The 14889-nt window shown below is 62.9% G+C and carries 14 protein-coding genes; 12 read left to right on the top strand and 2 right to left on the bottom strand.

Going from position 1 to position 14889, the window contains the following annotated elements:
• Window positions 1–98: 98 nt before the first annotated feature.
• From ndk to der, 9 genes are all read left to right on the top strand, one after another.
• On the top strand, window positions 99–530 hold the full coding sequence (ndk, locus tag QRN22_RS01160) for a nucleoside-diphosphate kinase (RefSeq protein WP_042555298.1): 432 nt from the start codon (window positions 99–101) through the stop codon (window positions 528–530).
• Window positions 531–554: 24 nt separating this feature from the next.
• Entirely contained in the window at window positions 555–1703 is a 1149-nt protein-coding gene (gene rlmN / locus QRN22_RS01155) for a dual-specificity RNA methyltransferase RlmN (RefSeq protein ID WP_042555299.1), read from the top strand.
• Between the two features lie 10 nt (window positions 1704–1713).
• The gene (pilW, locus tag QRN22_RS01150) at window positions 1714–2478 is read left to right on the top strand and encodes a type IV pilus biogenesis/stability protein PilW (protein WP_042555300.1); all 765 of its coding nucleotides are present in this window, start codon (window positions 1714–1716) and stop codon (window positions 2476–2478) included.
• A complete protein-coding gene (locus QRN22_RS01145; protein WP_042555301.1) occupies window positions 2475–3512 on the top strand; it encodes a RodZ domain-containing protein in 1038 nt (345 codons plus the stop codon). Before pilW ends, QRN22_RS01145 begins: the two co-directional genes overlap by 4 nt.
• Before the next feature lies 1 nt (window position 3513).
• The gene (gene ispG / locus QRN22_RS01140; RefSeq protein ID WP_042555302.1) at window positions 3514–4626 is read left to right on the top strand and encodes a flavodoxin-dependent (E)-4-hydroxy-3-methylbut-2-enyl-diphosphate synthase; all 1113 of its coding nucleotides are present in this window, start codon (window positions 3514–3516) and stop codon (window positions 4624–4626) included.
• Between the two features lie 20 nt (window positions 4627–4646).
• Window positions 4647–5936: a histidine--tRNA ligase gene (gene hisS / locus QRN22_RS01135; protein ID WP_042555303.1), complete on the top strand. Its 1290-nt coding sequence runs from the start codon at window positions 4647–4649 to the stop codon at window positions 5934–5936.
• A 34-nt stretch (window positions 5937–5970) separates the two neighbouring features.
• A complete protein-coding gene (locus QRN22_RS01130; protein ID WP_042555360.1) occupies window positions 5971–6609 on the top strand; it encodes a tetratricopeptide repeat protein in 639 nt (212 codons plus the stop codon).
• Window positions 6602–7753 carry an outer membrane protein assembly factor BamB gene (gene bamB / locus QRN22_RS01125; RefSeq protein ID WP_042555304.1) on the top strand — a complete coding sequence of 384 codons (1152 nt, stop codon included), beginning with the start codon at window positions 6602–6604 and terminating at the stop codon, window positions 7751–7753. Before QRN22_RS01130 ends, bamB begins: the two co-directional genes overlap by 8 nt.
• Before the next feature lie 117 nt (window positions 7754–7870).
• A complete protein-coding gene (gene der / locus QRN22_RS01120; protein ID WP_042555305.1) occupies window positions 7871–9343 on the top strand; it encodes a ribosome biogenesis GTPase Der in 1473 nt (490 codons plus the stop codon).
• Window positions 9344–9474: 131 nt separating this feature from the next.
• Here der and QRN22_RS01115 read toward each other — a convergent pair whose 3' ends face one another.
• Entirely contained in the window at window positions 9475–10374 is a 900-nt protein-coding gene (locus QRN22_RS01115; RefSeq protein ID WP_042555306.1) for a LysR family transcriptional regulator, read from the bottom strand.
• Between the two features lie 40 nt (window positions 10375–10414).
• On the opposite strand from QRN22_RS01115, the gene QRN22_RS01110 reads away from it, so the two are divergent.
• The 3 genes from QRN22_RS01110 to QRN22_RS01100 all read left to right on the top strand — a co-directional run bounded on the left by QRN22_RS01110 (window position 10415) and on the right by QRN22_RS01100 (window position 13332).
• On the top strand, window positions 10415–11905 hold the full coding sequence (locus tag QRN22_RS01110; protein WP_269432932.1) for a coniferyl aldehyde dehydrogenase: 1491 nt from the start codon (window positions 10415–10417) through the stop codon (window positions 11903–11905).
• A gap of 34 nt (window positions 11906–11939) precedes the next feature.
• Window positions 11940–12617, top strand: a complete 678-nt coding sequence (locus QRN22_RS01105) for a type 1 glutamine amidotransferase domain-containing protein (protein WP_042555308.1) — start codon at window positions 11940–11942, stop codon at window positions 12615–12617.
• A gap of 88 nt (window positions 12618–12705) precedes the next feature.
• Window positions 12706–13332 carry a glutathione S-transferase family protein gene (locus QRN22_RS01100; protein ID WP_042555309.1) on the top strand — a complete coding sequence of 209 codons (627 nt, stop codon included), beginning with the start codon at window positions 12706–12708 and terminating at the stop codon, window positions 13330–13332.
• Window positions 13333–13336: 4 nt separating this feature from the next.
• Here QRN22_RS01100 and QRN22_RS01095 read toward each other — a convergent pair whose 3' ends face one another.
• Complete coding sequence (locus tag QRN22_RS01095; RefSeq protein WP_042555310.1) at window positions 13337–14806, bottom strand: efflux transporter outer membrane subunit; 1470 nt, start codon at window positions 14804–14806, stop codon at window positions 13337–13339.
• Window positions 14807–14889 lie beyond the last annotated feature (83 nt).

Below are 14889 nucleotides of genomic sequence, written 5' to 3'. Positions count from 1 at the left end.
GGGGCAGTACGGGCTCCGCTCTTATGCTTTTGACTGGAACCCGCGTATAATTCGCGGGTTTAATTTTTGGCTTTAATCCACTGTTTCTGGAGTTTCAAATGGCTGTTCAACGCACGTTCTCCATCATCAAGCCTGATGCCGTCGCTAAAAACGTCATCGGCGAGATCACCACTCGTTTCGAAAAAGCCGGTCTGCGCATCGTCGCTTCCAAGCAACTGCAACTGTCCGAGCGCGAAGCTGCTGGCTTCTACGCCGAGCACAGCGAGCGTGGTTTCTTCAAGGATCTGGTTGCATTCATGACTTCCGGCCCGGTCATCGTCCAGGTTCTGGAAGGCGAAAACGCCATCGCCAAGAACCGTGAGCTGATGGGCGCTACCAACCCGAAAGAAGCTGCTGCCGGCACCATCCGTGCCGACTTCGCCGTTTCCATCGACGAGAACGCCGTTCACGGTTCCGACTCGGAAGCTTCCGCTGCTCGCGAAATCGCTTACTTCTTCTCCGCTACCGAGGTAAACGCTCGCATTCGCTAAGGCGAAGCGTGCGAAGGTGACGTCATGACCGACACGAATGGCAAAATCAACCTGCTGGGCCTGACCCAGCCGGAAATGGAGCAGTTCTTCGACAGCATCGGAGAGAAGCGCTTTCGTGCCGGTCAGGTCATGAAGTGGATTCACCACTTCGGCGTCGATGATTTCGCCGCCATGACCAACGTCGGCAAGGCCTTGCGCGAGAAGCTCGAGGCCGCTGCCTACATTCGCGGGCCCGAAGTGGTCAGCGAAGACATTTCTTCCGATGGCACCCGCAAGTGGGTCGTGCGTGTGGCGTCGGGCAGCTGCGTGGAAACCGTGTACATCCCCCAGGGTGGGCGTGGCACGCTTTGCGTTTCCTCACAAGCTGGCTGTGCTCTGGACTGCAGCTTCTGCTCCACGGGCAAGCAAGGTTTCAACAGCGACCTCACCGCGGCCGAGATCATCGGCCAGGTGTGGATCGCCTGCAAATCGTTCGGCAGCGTGCCGGCGAAGATCGACCGTGCCGTCACCAACGTGGTGATGATGGGCATGGGCGAGCCGCTGCTGAACTTCGACAACGTCGTCGCCGCCATGAAAATCATGATGGACGACCTCGGCTACGGCATTTCCAAGCGCAAGGTGACCCTGTCGACCTCCGGCGTGGTGCCGATGATCGACAAGCTCGGTGAAGTGATCGACGTGTCCCTGGCGCTGTCGCTGCACGCGCCGAACGACGAACTGCGCAGCCAACTGGTACCGATCAACAAGAAGTACCCGCTGGAGATGCTGCTGGCTGCCTGCAAGCGTTATGTCTCGCGCCTCGGCGAGAAACGTGTGCTGACAATCGAGTACACCCTGCTCAAGGACGTGAACGATAGACTCGAGCACGCCGAGCAGATGGTCGCGCTGCTGGCCGACATGCCCTGCAAGATCAACCTGATTCCGTTCAACCCGTTCCCCCATTCGGGTTATGAGCGTCCGAGCAACAACGCCATTCGCCGTTTCCAGGAACTCTTGCAAAAAGCCGGTCACAACGTCACGGTGCGCACCACCCGTGGTGAAGATATCGACGCGGCGTGCGGGCAACTGGTTGGCCAGGTAATGGACCGTACCCGCCGCAGCGAACGTTACATCGCCGTGCGCCAGCTGAACGGCGATGCGGATACTCCGCGTCCTGCCGTCAGTCGTACCTGAGAGGATCTCCATGACCGTGCTGCGTTCCATGCTGTTTCTGCTGAGTGCAAGTCTGCTCACCGGCTGTGTCTCCACCGGTGACGTCGACCCGATGAAGACCACCGAAGGCCGCAAGAAGGCTTACGATTCTTTCGTCCAGCTTGGCATCGGCTATCTGCAGCAGGGTGAAACCGGGCCGGCCAAGGTGCCGTTGAAGAACGCCCTGGATATCGATTCGTCCGCTCCCGATGCTCACGCCGTACTGGCCCTGGTGTTCCAGCGTGAGATGGAACCGAAGCTGGCGGATGAACATTTCCGCAAATCACTGTCGAACAACCCCAAGGACGCACGGCTGCTGAACAATTACGCCGGCTTCCTGTTCGAACAGAAACGCTACGACGAAGCGCTGCAGCGCTACAGTCTCGCCGCCGAGGACAGCCTCTACCCAGAGCGCGCCCGGGTGTTCGAGAACCTTGGCATGACCGCCATGATGCTCAAGCAGCGTGACGAGGCCAAAGCCTATTTCGAGCGTTCGCTACGCCTCAACAGCCGCCAGCCGCGTGCGCTGCTGGAAATGGCGAACCTCTCGTTCGAAGATAAGCAGTACGTCCCGGCGCGCAGCTATTACGAAGGCTACAGCGCCATTGCCGAGCAGAACGCCCGCAGCCTGTTGTTGGGTACGCGCCTGGCCACGATCTTCGAGGATCGTGACCGCGCCGCCAGCCTCGGCCTGCAGTTGAAACGTCTTTATCCCGGTACGCCGGAATATCAGCAATATCTGTCGGAGCAAAGATGAAAGCGGCCCAACCTGAAGTTGCAGCAGCTCATCGCGTCAATCCTGGTGAAGCCCTGCGTGCGGAACGCGAGAAAAGAGGCTGGTCGGTCGCCGAAGTAGCGACCCAGCTCAACCTCACGCCAATGCGCCTGACCCAGCTGGAGGCCGGCGAGTTCGACAAGTTGCCGGGCAACACCTTCGCCCGTGGCTACATCCGCGCCTACGCGAAACTGCTGGGCATGGAGCAAGCCCCTCTGGTCGCCGATTTCGACCAATACACGGGCAGTAACGCCACGGGCAGCAGTGTGCATGCCCTGGGGCGTATCGAAGAGCCGACGCGCTACTCGCAGAGCATCCTGCGCCTGGTCAGCTTCCTGCTGCTGCTCGGTGTGGGCGGTGCCTGCTTCTACTGGTGGCAGGATCAGGGCTGGCAGCTCGATGACCTGAAGAACGTTGGCCTGGGCCATGTCGAAGTCGACGGTGCCGATGGCAATACGCAGATCCACCCGCTCGACGAGCCGGAAGATCAAGCCGTTGCCGAAGCGCAGAATCAAGGTGCCACCGAGCTGCCGCTGCCGAGCGTTCCTGCCGAGCAGCCAGGCGATACCGCCGACTCCACGCCGGAAGCCACTGCCAGCGAGTTGCTGGAACAGAATCCTCCGGCCGGCCAGAGCGCCCCAGCCGATGCCGCGCAGGCACCTGCCCAGGCCGGTACGCCTGCTGCCCCGGCCGCGCCAGCGGCACCGACAGCCCCCGCTGCCAGCGCACCTGCGCCGGCCGCCGCACAGCCCCAGGCGCCAGTCGCCGCGGGTGAAGGCCTGGTGAGTCTGAAGTTCACCGCCGACTGCTGGATTCAGGTGACCGACGCCAACGGCAAGGTCGTCGCCAGCGGCCTGAAGCGTGCCGGCGACAGCCTCGATGCCCGTGGCCAGGCGCCGCTCGAACTGCGTCTGGGCTTCGCTCGTGGTGCCCAGGTGACCTACAACGGCGCTGCCGTCGACGTAACGCCGCACATCTCCGGTGAAACCGCACGCTTGAAGTTGGGTGGACAGTAATATGCACGGTGAATCGCCGATCAAACGCCGGTTGTCCCGCAAGATCTGGGTCGGTTCGGTACCGGTAGGGGGCGACGCGCCCATCGCCGTACAGAGCATGACCAACACCGACACCAACGATGTCGCCGCGACCGTCGAGCAGATCCGTCGCCTCGAAGCGGCCGGTGCCGACATCGTGCGCGTATCGGTGCCGGACATGGACGCTGCCGAAGCCTTTGGCCGCATCAAGCAGCAGGTCAACCTGCCGCTGGTGGCGGACATTCACTTCGATTACCTGATCGCCCTGCGTGTGGCCGAGCTGGGCGTCGACTGTCTGCGCATCAACCCCGGCAACATCGGTCGTGAAGACCGGGTCAAGGCGGTGGTCGAGGCAGCCCGCGACAAGGGCATCCCGATCCGCATCGGCGTGAACGCCGGTTCGCTGGAAAAGGACCTGCAGAAGAAATACGGCGAGCCGACCCCTGAAGCACTGGTCGAATCCGCACTGCGTCACGTGGAGCACCTCGACCGCCTGAACTTCCCTGACTTCAAGGTCAGCGTGAAGGCCTCCGACGTGTTCATGGCCGTCGAAGCCTATCGTCTGCTCGCCAAGCAGATCGAACAGCCGCTGCACCTGGGCATCACCGAAGCCGGTGGCCTGCGCTCCGGTACCGTGAAGTCCTCCGTTGGCCTGGGCATGCTGCTGGCCGATGGCATCGGCGACACCATCCGCATTTCCCTGGCCGCCGACCCGGTGGAAGAGATCAAGGTCGGCTTCGATATTCTCAAGTCGTTGCGCCTGCGCTCGCGGGGCATCAACTTCATCGCCTGCCCAAGCTGCTCGCGCCAGAACTTCGATGTGGTCAAGACCATGAACGAGCTGGAAACCCGCGTCGAGGACCTGCTGGTGCCTCTGGACGTCGCGGTGATCGGCTGCGTGGTCAACGGCCCGGGCGAAGCCAAGGAGGCCCACATCGGCCTTACCGGCGGCAGCCCGAACAACCTGGTCTACATCGACGGCAAGCCCGTCTCGAAACTGACCAACACCAACCTGGTGGATGAGCTGGAACGGCTGATCCGCACAAAGGCGGCCGAGAAGGTCGCAGCCGACGCGGCCGTGATCGTGCGCGGCTGACCCGTGCCTAAGGAAAACAATTGAGCAAGTCCCTGCAAGCCATCCGTGGCATGAACGATATCCTGCCGCAGCAGACCCCAGCCTGGCGTTACCTGGAAACCACCCTGGCAGAGCTGCTGGACAGCTACGGCTATCAGGAAATGCGTCTGCCGATCCTCGAGTTCACCGAACTGTTCGCCCGCGGCATCGGCGAGGGCACCGACGTGGTCGACAAGGAGATGTACACCTTTCTCGACCGCAACAACGAATCCCTGACCCTGCGCCCCGAAGGCACCGCTGGTTGCGTGCGCGCCGTGCTCGAGCATGGCATGACCGGTGGCGGCCAGGTGCAGAAGCTCTGGTACGCGGGCCCCATGTTCCGCTACGAGAAGCCGCAGAAGGGCCGTTATCGCCAGTTCCACCAGATCGGCGTTGAAGTCTTCAACCTGCCTGGGCCGGACATCGATGCCGAGTTGATCACCCTGACTTGGCGCCTGTGGAAACAACTGGGCCTCGGCGATGCAGTGACCCTGCAGCTCAACAGCCTGGGTTCCAGCGAAGCCCGCGCGGTGTATCGCGATGCGCTGGTGGCCTATCTGCAGGAGCGTTTCGACCAGCTCGACGAAGACAGCCAGCGCCGTCTGACCACCAACCCGCTGCGGATTCTCGACAGCAAGGTGGCCACTACCCAGGCGCTGCTTGCCGACGCGCCGACCCTGCACGACTACCTGGACGAAGAGTCCCGTCTGCACTTCGCCGGCCTCAAGGCCCGTCTCGATGCCGTCGGCATCGCCTACGAGATCAACCCCAAGCTGGTGCGTGGTCTGGACTACTACGGCCGTACCGTGTTCGAGTGGGTCACCGACAAGCTCGGCTCCCAGGGCACCGTGTGCGCCGGTGGCCGTTACGATGGCCTGATCACCCAGTTCGGCGGCAAGCCGACCCCTGGTGTCGGCTTCGCCATGGGCGTCGAGCGTCTGGTGCTGCTGCTCGAGACCCTGCAGCGTGTGCCCGCCGAGCTGAGCCGTCCGGCAGACGCCTTCATCTGCGCCTTTGGCGAGCCTGCCGAGCTGGCAGCCCTGGCCCTGGCGGAGAATCTGCGCAACGAAGTTCCGGGGCTGCGTCTGCTGGTGAATGCCGGCGGTGGCAGCTTCAAGAGCCAGTTCAAGAAAGCCGACAAGAGCGGAGCCCTGTATGCTCTGATTCTGGGTGAGGACGAACTGGCCAAGCGCGTGGTAGGTTGCAAACCTTTGCGCGATGACAGCGAACAACAAAGCATTGCCTGGTCGGATCTTGCCGGCCATCTGGCGTCCTGCACCAAGCAGGTTTGAGCGATTTAGCGATTAAGGAGTATCTGGGGTGGCGTTGAATAGCGATGATGATGAACTGGCCGGCCTGAAGGACTGGTGGCAGCGTAACGGCAAGCCTCTGCTGGCTGGCGGCGCTCTGGCGCTGATCGCGGTATTCGGCTGGCAGGGCTGGCAGAAGTACCAGAGCAATCAGGCTCAGGGCGCTTCGGTGATCTACCAGCAACTGCTCGAGTCGGCCATGACCCCGAGCGGTCAGCCCGATGCAGCCAAAGTGGCAGCGCTGTCAGGCCAGCTCAAGAGCGATTTCGGCGGCACCCAGTACGCCCAGTACGGCAGCCTGTTCGTGGCCAAGGTCGCGGTCGAGTCCGGCAAGCTGGACGACGCTGCAGCCGAGCTGCGCAGCGTGGTCGACAAGCCGGCCAATGAGACCCTCGGTGAGCTCGCTCGCCAGCGTCTGGCCCGTGTACTGGCGGCCCAGGACAAGGCCGAAGAAGGCCTGAAACTGCTCGAAGGCGACGCCGACAAGGCTTACCTGGCCAGCCGCGAAGAGCTCAAGGGCGACCTGCTGGTGAAGCTGGGCCGTACCGACGATGCCCACGCCGCCTATGTGAAAGCCAAGGGCGCGCTGTCTGAAGAAGCGGCCGTTGGTGGTCTGCAGATGAAGATCGACGACCTGGCCAAAGGGGATGCATGACGTGATGCGTTGGAAGAATGCCGCACTGCTGGCCCTGGCCGTTCTGGTCGTCGGTTGCAGCAGCAACAGCAAGAAAGAACTGCCACCTGCCGAACTGCCTGACTTCAAGGAAGAAGTGACGCTGCAGAAAGAGTGGAGCCGTTCGATCGGTAACGGTCAGGGCGACATCTACAACATGCTCGAGCCCGTGGTCGACGGTGAGCAGATCTTCGCCGCTGACGTCGAAGGCCTGATCGTGTCCATGGAGCGCACCACCGGCAAGGTGTCCTGGAAGAAGGAGCTGGAAGTACCGGTCTCCGGCGCCGTGGCGGCTGGCTACGGCATGGTCGTGGTCGGCACCCTCAAGGGTGAAGTGATCGCTCTGGACTCGTCCACCGGCGAAGAGAAGTGGCGCGCCAAGGTGCCGAGCGAAGTGCTCTCCGCTCCGGCCATCAGCAGCGACACCGTGCTGGTGCAGACCCAGGACGACACGCTGGTAGCTCTGGACGCCTACAGCGGCCAGCAGCGCTGGATCTTCGAAAACACCCCGGCGGTACTGACCCTGCGCGGCACCGGCAGCCCGGTACTGACCAACCAGTTGGCCATCGCCGGTCTGTCCAGCGGCAAGGTCATCGCCCTGGACGCCCAGCGTGGCATCCCGGTGTGGGAACAGCGCGTCGCCATCCCGCAGGGCCGCTCCGAGCTGGACCGCATCGTCGACATCGACGGTGGTCTGCTGCTCTCCGGTGGCCAGTTGTACGTGGTGACCTACCAGGGCCGCGTCGCTTCCCTCGATCTGGAAAGCGGCCGTGTGCTGTGGCAGCGCGAAGCCTCCAGCTCCATGGGCGTGGCGCAAGGTTTCGGTAACGTTTACGTGACCCTGGCCAGCGGCACCGTGGAAAGCATCGACGAGCGCTCGGCTTCGGCCCTGTGGAGCAACGATGCCCTGGCTCGTCGCCAGCTGTCGGCGCCGCAGGTGTTCTCCAGCTACGTCGCATTCGGCGATCTGGAAGGCTACCTGCACCTGATCAGCCAGGTCGACGGCCGTTTCGTCGGTCGTATCCGCATCGACAGTGATGGCCTGCGTGCCCGTCCGCTGGTCGTCGGTGACTGGCTGTACGCCTTCGGCAACGGCGGCAAACTGGTGGCCTTGACCATCAAGTGAGCCCCTGTTCCGCTCGCCCGGCCACGGCCGGGCGAGCGGGGCGGATAGTGCGAGATTTGTGGCCGCTGCCTGTGCAGCGGCTTTTGTATTTTCTGAAATAACGAAGTGGAGAGCCGAATGGTTCCCGTAATTGCCCTGGTGGGTCGGCCGAACGTCGGCAAATCCACCTTGTTCAACCGCCTGACCCGCACCCGCGACGCGATCGTCGGTGACCTTTCGGGTCTGACCCGCGACCGCCAGTACGGCGAGGCCAAATGGCAGGGGCGTACCTATATCGTGATCGACACCGGTGGTATCTCCGGTGACGAAGAAGGCATCGATGCGAAGATGGCCGAGCAGTCCCTGCAGGCCATCGAAGAAGCCGACGCCGTGCTGTTCCTGGTCGACGCCCGTGCCGGGCTGTCCGCCTCCGACCAGATGATTGGCGAGCACCTGCGCAAGCGCAACAAGCGCAGCTTCCTGGTGGTCAACAAGGTCGACAACCTCGACCCGGATCTGGCCCGCGCCGAATTCGCCCCGCTGGGCATGGGCGAGGCTCTGGCCATCGCCGGTGCCCATGGCCGTGGCATCACCCAGATGCTCGAAGCGGCACTGGGCAGCTTTCCCAAGGATGCTGGCGAGCCTGAAGAAGGCGAAGAAGAGGAAGTGGTTGCCGAAGGCGAGGAAGCCAAGCGCATTCCCGGGCCGAGCGAGAAGGACGGCATCAAGCTGGCCATCATCGGTCGCCCCAACGTCGGCAAGTCGACCCTGGTCAACCGCATGCTCGGTGAAGACCGGGTCATCGTCTACGATCAGGCCGGCACCACCCGTGACAGCATCTACATCCCCTTCGAGCGGGACGACGAGAAGTACACCCTGATCGACACCGCCGGCGTGCGCCGCCGCGGCAAGATCTTCGAGGCGGTGGAAAAGTTCTCGGTGGTCAAGACGCTGCAGGCGATCCAGGATTCCAACGTCGTGGTGTTCGTCATGGATGCCCGCGAAGGCGTGGTCGATCACGACCTCAACCTGCTCGGTTTCGTGCTCGAGAGTGGTCGTGCCCTGGTCATCGCCCTCAACAAGTGGGACGGCATGGAGCCCAGCGAACGCGACTACGTGAAAACCGAGCTGCAACGCCGGTTGTTCTTCGTCGACTTCGCCGATATCCACTTCATCTCGGCGCTGCATGGCACCGGTGTTGGCCATCTGTACAAGTCGGTACAGGCCTCGTTCCAGTCGGCGATCACCCGCTGGCCGACCAACCGCCTGACGCAGATCCTCGAAGACGCCGTGCGTGAGCATGCGCCGCCCATGGTCAACAACCGTCGCATCAAGCTGCGCTACGCCCACCTGGGTGGTGCCAACCCGCCGCTGATCGTGATTCACGGCAACCAGGTCGATGCGGTACCCAAGTCCTATATCCGCTATCTGGAAAATACCTATCGGCGGGTGCTCAAGCTGGTCGGCACGCCGATCCGCATCGAGTTCAAGGGCGGCGAGAACCCGTACGAGGGCAACAAGAACACCCTCACCGATCGCCAGGTGAACAAGAAGCGTCGTTTGATGAGCCACCACAAGAAGGCCGACAAGAAGCGCAAGGACAAGCGCTGATCGGTGTTCTGGCTGAAAGCGGGTAGCGACCCGCAGTAACTCAGCCGGTCGCTCCACAGGAAAAGGGATAGCTACAAGCGTAGCTATCCCTTTTTCGTTTCAGGCGCAGGCGATCAGGTTGGCCTGTGAAGTCACTCGACACGCCGACTGCCACGCAGGCGCCACAGCAGCGCCTGGCGGGCATGCGCGACGCGTGGCTGACGCAGCGCGCTGGGCGTCCACAACAGGTGGTATTCGCGGCTCGCATGGCCGACCGGCGCAGGTATCTCCCGCAGCTCTCCGCGCTCGATAGCGGCCTTGCACAGGTAAGCCGGCAATGTGCTCCAGCCAAACCCGTCGATCAACAGCGTGCGTAGAGTGCGCAGATCCTGGCCGACCATTGCCGGGATGGCCGACTCCATTTCTATCTTGTTGATGGCCAGCCACGAATCGATCAGGGGTAATTCCAGGCTGTAGGCCAGCACAGGCTCGGCTTGCAGCGCACGGTGAAAATCCTTCGCTGTCGTCAAACGCTGCACCACGGCGGGGGCTGCCACGGCGATAACGTCATCGTTGTACAGCAATTCATTGCGCAGGCGGCTGTCGTTCGGCGCCGACGCCGCCACGCCCAGGTCGCAGTTGCCCTCCAGCAGCATGCGGCAGATCAGCTCGTGATCGCCGTGCTGCATGCGGATACGGATGCCTTCTTCCAGCAGCGGTTTGAGCTGTCGGGAAACCACCTCGGCGAGGAAGTCGGCATGGCCAATGATCTGCAGCGCGCCGGCCAGTTCTATCGAGCGGGCGCGTGCCGAGGCCAGTGCGGCCTCCGCGGAATCCAGCTTGTCACCGATGTCGGCCGCCAGTTCCCGTGCTGCAGACGTCGGCTCCACGCCGCGCGCCTGGCGCTCGAACAGGCTCCTGCCAATGGCCGTTTCGAGGCCCGAGATATGCTGTGAAACCGCTGGCTGGGTGAGGTTCAGCGTGCGCGCCGCGCCACTGATCGAGCGCTGGCGGTAAACCTCGATGAAGGTCCTCAGGCGAAGCAGAGACATGGCTCATCCATAAAAATATTTATGTGTCGGGTAAAATACCCTGTCTACTCCTGCCTGGGCCAGCTCCCTAACATGGCGTCATTGTTTACCGAGGACATCGAGGAGAAGGGCGATGAACGACCAGCTCAATACACAAGACCTGCAGGCCATTCTGCGCAGCATGAAGCGCGCGCACCTGAACGCAGGGCCTGCCGATGCGCAGCTCCGTCAGGATCGACTGCAACGCAGCGCCAAGCTGATTCGCGACAACCATCAGGCGATCAGCGATGCGATGAGTGCGGATTTCGGCAACCGCAGCATCTACCAGTCGATGGTTGCCGATCTGGTCACCACCATCAAAATGCTCGAGCATTCGGCCGTACACGTAGAGCAGTGGATGCAGCCCGAACAGGTAGAGAGCCCCGGCCCCGGCATGCAGGCCTGGATCGAGCAGCAGCCGCTGGGCGTGGTGGGCATCATCAGCCCCTGGAATTTCCCGATCAACCTGGCCTTCGGCCCGCTGGCCGGTGTGTTCGCGGCGGGTAATACCGCGATGCTCAAGCCGTCCGAGTTGACCCCCCGCACCTCCGAACTGCTCGCCGAACTGGTGGCCCGTTATTTCGACCCGAACGAACTGACCGTGGTGTTGGGCGATGCTGGCGTCGGCCAGGCATTCAGCGCGCTGCCCTTCGATCACCTGATCTTTACCGGCAGCACTGCGGTGGGCAAACACGTGATGCGTGCGGCGGCGGAAAACCTCGTGCCGGTCACGCTGGAGCTGGGTGGCAAGTCACCCGTGGTGGTCGCCGAGGATTTCGACATTCGCACTGCCGTGCAGCGCACGCTGACCATCAAGTCGTTCAATGCGGGGCAAATCTGCCTGTCGCCCGACTACATGATGATCGCGCAGAGCGCACTGGAGCCCCTGGTGCAGGCCAGCAAGGCCTTCGTGGCCGAGAGCTTCCCCAGCCTGATCGGCAACCCCGAATACACCTCGATCATCAACCCGCGTCATTTCGAACGCCTGGCTGGCCTGCTCGAAGATGCCGAGCGCAAGGGCGCCAGGGTGATCAGCCTGGCTCCAGAGGGTGAGCCTTCGCTGGATGTCAGGTCGCGCAAGATCGCGCCGCACCTGGTCCTCGATGTCACCGATGAAATGGCCATCATGCAGGAAGAAATTTTCGGCCCGCTGCTGCCCGTCAAAACTTATGCGCATGTCGATGAGTCCATTGCCTACATCAACGCCAATCCGCGTCCGCTGGCGGCTTACTATTTTGGCGATGATCCGTTGCAGCAGCAGCGCTTCAGCGCGCAAACCACATCGGGAGGCCTGGTGATCAACGATGTCATGACCCACGTCTCGGTGGACAGCTTACCATTCGGTGGCGTAGGCGCCTCGGGCATGGGCGCTTACCACGGTGTACACGGCTTCCGCCGCTTCACCCACGCCAAGCCCGTGGTGGTGCAAAGCCAGGACGGCGCCTCCAGCCTGCGACTGCGTGCGCCGTATGCGGCCAAGGCCCAGGCACTCGACGCTTTTTTGAACGACTAACTCAACCTCCCACCGCTATCAGAAGGTATTCGAAATGAAAGTATTGATGGTGCTGACTTCCCACGATCAGCTCGGCAACACCGGCGAGAAAACCGGCTTCTGGCTCGAAGAGTTCGCGGCCCCGTACTACGTGTTCAAGGACGCCGGCGCCGAGGTGGTGCTCGCTTCACCAGCCGGCGGCCAGCCACCGCTGGACCCGAAAAGCGACCTGCCGGATTTCCAGACCGAGCACACTCACCGCTTCAAGGCCGACCCGGCCGCACAGAAAGCCCTGGCCAATACCGTCAAGCTGGACACCATCCGGGATGCCGACTTCGACACCGTGTTCTACCCAGGCGGCCACGGCCCGCTGTGGGACCTGGCCGAGTCGAAGCTGTCCATCAGCCTGATCGAGGCCTTCGAGCGCGCTGGCAAGCCCATCGGTTTCGTCTGCCACGCCCCAGGTGTGCTGCGTCACGTCAAAGCCGCCGATGGCTCGCCGCTGATCAAGGGCCGCCGCGTCACCGGCTTCACCAACGGTGAAGAGGCTGCAGTGGAGCTGACCGACGTGGTGCCGTTCCTGATCGAAGACGAATTCCAGAAGCTCGGCGGCCTCTACGAAAAAGGCCCGGACTGGGCGCCCTTCGTGATCGAAGACGGCAAGCTGATCACTGGCCAGAACCCTGCCAGTTCGGAAGACGTCGCCAAGGCGCTGCTCGCGCAACTCAAGTAACCGCTGAACGAGGCTGAATCGCCCGTGCAGATGCTGCGCGGGCGATTCAGCCTTTTCCTGTCAGCTCGACGATCGACAAGGACATCCAATGATCACGCTTCACCACCTCAACGCCTCTCGCTCGCTGCGTATCCTCTGGCTACTGGAAGAAATAGGTGAGCCTTACAAGCTGGTTCGCTATCAGCGAAACCCCACCACCCATCTCGCCCCGGACGCGCTCAAGCAGATCCACCCGCTGGGCAAATCCCCGGTCATCGAACTCGATGGGCAACTGCTGAGCGAATCAGGCGCGATCGTCGAATACCTGATCCGCCGCTTCGCGCCCCGCCTGGAGCCGGATTTCAGCTCCCCGGCTTATCTGCACTACCTGCAGTGGCTGCACTTCTCCGAAAGCTCGGCGATGGTGCCGTTACTGCTGAAGATCTTCACCCGCTTCGAGCAGGACGCCGGCACCACCTTGGCGTTCCTCGGCGGCTACACCCAGACCGAGTTCGACAAGGTGCTGGGCTACCTGGATGAGTTTCTCGCCGACAGGCATTTCGTGCTCGGCGAGACGCTGTCCGGTGCCGACTTCATGCTGGCCTTCGTGGCGATCACCGTGGTCGAACAGCTGGCCCTGGGCGAGCGATATCCCCACCTTGCCGCCTACCTGCAGCGCCTGACCGCACTGCCAAGCTGGCAGCGAGCAGTTGCACTGGAAAGCCAGCAGGGCTGAAGCGTCATTCGCCAACGCCGCTGGCGGCTACTTCCGGGTGAGCATGTGGCTGCCAGCCGCCGCCCAGCGCACGGAATGCCGCTATCGCGGCGCGGGCCGACTCCGTCTGCGCCTGCGCCCTCGCGTCGGAAGCCTGAAGCAGCGTCTCGTCGGCATTGAGCACATCGATCAAGCTGGCCGTGCCGTTCTGATAAGCGATGAACGAAGATTGCCGGGCCCGCGTCAGCGATGTCTCTCCTGCCACGAGGGTCGATGCCTGGCTCTCGCGGTTGATCAGGGCGGAGAATGCGTTCTCGACGTCCTCTGTCGCGCGCAGCACGGAGAGGCGATAGCTGGCGAGTGCCTCGGCCTCCTGGCCCTTGGCCTGATCGATCTGGGCATTGATGCGGCCGAAGTCGAAAAGCCTCCAGCGCAACCCCAGCACGCCCGCCGACTGGCTGGCTCCGCTGCTGAACAGGTTGCCGCCCGAGGTGGTAGCGCTGCCGATCAGCGCACCGAGTGAAAACTTGGGGTAGTACTCGCTGATCGCCACGCCGATGCGCGCATTGGCCGCCTCGAGGCGACGCTCGGCGGCGATGAGGTCCGGGCGGCGGCGCAGCAGATCGGCCGGCGAGCCGGTTTCCGAAATCTGCGGTGCCCGAGGAATTGCGCGGGCTGCAGAGAGCTCGTCGCGGTGCGTGCCCGGCGGTGCGCCGAGCACCACATCCAGCGCGTTCATGGCTGCATCCAGCCCGGCACGGAGCACCGGTACGCTGGCCCGAACCTGCGACAGCTCCCCCTCGGTCTGATCGACCTGATACTCGGCGGCCAGGCCTCTGCTGTGCAGCAGGCGAACTTTGTCCAGCAAGTCCTCCTGGGTTTTGACCTGCCGCTCGGCAATCTCCAGGCGGACCTGTAACCCGCGAATGACGGTATAGACATCCGCAGTCTGTGCGGCGATGGCCAATCGGGTGGCGACCACGCCAGCCTCGGATGCCTGGTACTCGGCGACTGCGGCCTCGCGACCACGGCGCAAGCCTCCGAACACATCCAACTCCCAGCTCGCTTCGAGGTTGGCCTCATAGCTATTACCATAGCGGTCATAGCCAGGCGTGGAGTCGAGCACCTGGCCCAGTGGCGTTTCCACCGACTGGTAGGCGCGCGCGGCTTGTCCGTTGACGCTACCGGAGGGCAGCAGCGCCGCATTCGCTGCGCCGAGGCCGGCACGTGCCTGGGAAACACGAGCCTGTGCCTGTGCCATATCCAGGTTCTGCTCCAGTGCCTTGGCGACCAGACTGCTCAGCAGCGGGTCACCGAAGCCTTCCCACCACTGTGCAAAGCTGGCGGGCGTGGCTGCCGGCCGTTGCTCGATGGCGGCCTGGCCGAGATAACGGTCGGCCAGCGGAGCATCCGCTCGTTGGTAGTCCGGACCGACCGCGCAACCTGCGACCAGGCTGGTGCTCACCACGAGCGCAAGAATACGGAAGGGAGGCATGGCGTTTCTCTCAAGCGAGATATAGGGTGTGACCATATTATAGATTGGTCACTTGCTGTCAATCAGCTCACCATGGAGTTAAG

The sequence above is a fragment of the Pseudomonas sp. MEJ086 genome, assembly GCF_030209025.1.
In the GTDB taxonomy this organism is placed as follows: domain Bacteria; phylum Pseudomonadota; class Gammaproteobacteria; order Pseudomonadales; family Pseudomonadaceae; genus Aquipseudomonas; species Aquipseudomonas fulva_A.
Note: the sequence above shows the minus strand (reverse complement) of the source record. Positions and strands in the feature narration are given on the sequence as shown.

What these genes read in the sequence shown, in the direction of transcription:
- ndk (WP_042555298.1), top strand. Translation starts at nt 99, where the DNA reads ATGGCTGTTCAACGCACGTTCTCCATCATCAAGCCTGATGCCGTCGCT.
- rlmN (WP_042555299.1), top strand. Translation starts at nt 555, where the DNA reads ATGACCGACACGAATGGCAAAATCAACCTGCTGGGCCTGACCCAGCCG.
- pilW (WP_042555300.1), top strand. Translation starts at nt 1,714, where the DNA reads ATGACCGTGCTGCGTTCCATGCTGTTTCTGCTGAGTGCAAGTCTGCTC.
- QRN22_RS01145 (WP_042555301.1), top strand. Translation starts at nt 2,475, where the DNA reads ATGAAAGCGGCCCAACCTGAAGTTGCAGCAGCTCATCGCGTCAATCCT.
- ispG (WP_042555302.1), top strand. Translation starts at nt 3,514, where the DNA reads ATGCACGGTGAATCGCCGATCAAACGCCGGTTGTCCCGCAAGATCTGG.
- bamB (WP_042555304.1), top strand. Translation starts at nt 6,602, where the DNA reads ATGCATGACGTGATGCGTTGGAAGAATGCCGCACTGCTGGCCCTGGCC.
- der (WP_042555305.1), top strand. Translation starts at nt 7,871, where the DNA reads ATGGTTCCCGTAATTGCCCTGGTGGGTCGGCCGAACGTCGGCAAATCC.
- QRN22_RS01115 (WP_042555306.1), bottom strand. Translation starts at nt 10,374, where the DNA reads ATGTCTCTGCTTCGCCTGAGGACCTTCATCGAGGTTTACCGCCAGCGC.
- QRN22_RS01105 (WP_042555308.1), top strand. Translation starts at nt 11,940, where the DNA reads ATGAAAGTATTGATGGTGCTGACTTCCCACGATCAGCTCGGCAACACC.
- QRN22_RS01100 (WP_042555309.1), top strand. Translation starts at nt 12,706, where the DNA reads ATGATCACGCTTCACCACCTCAACGCCTCTCGCTCGCTGCGTATCCTC.
- QRN22_RS01095 (WP_042555310.1), bottom strand. Translation starts at nt 14,806, where the DNA reads ATGCCTCCCTTCCGTATTCTTGCGCTCGTGGTGAGCACCAGCCTGGTC.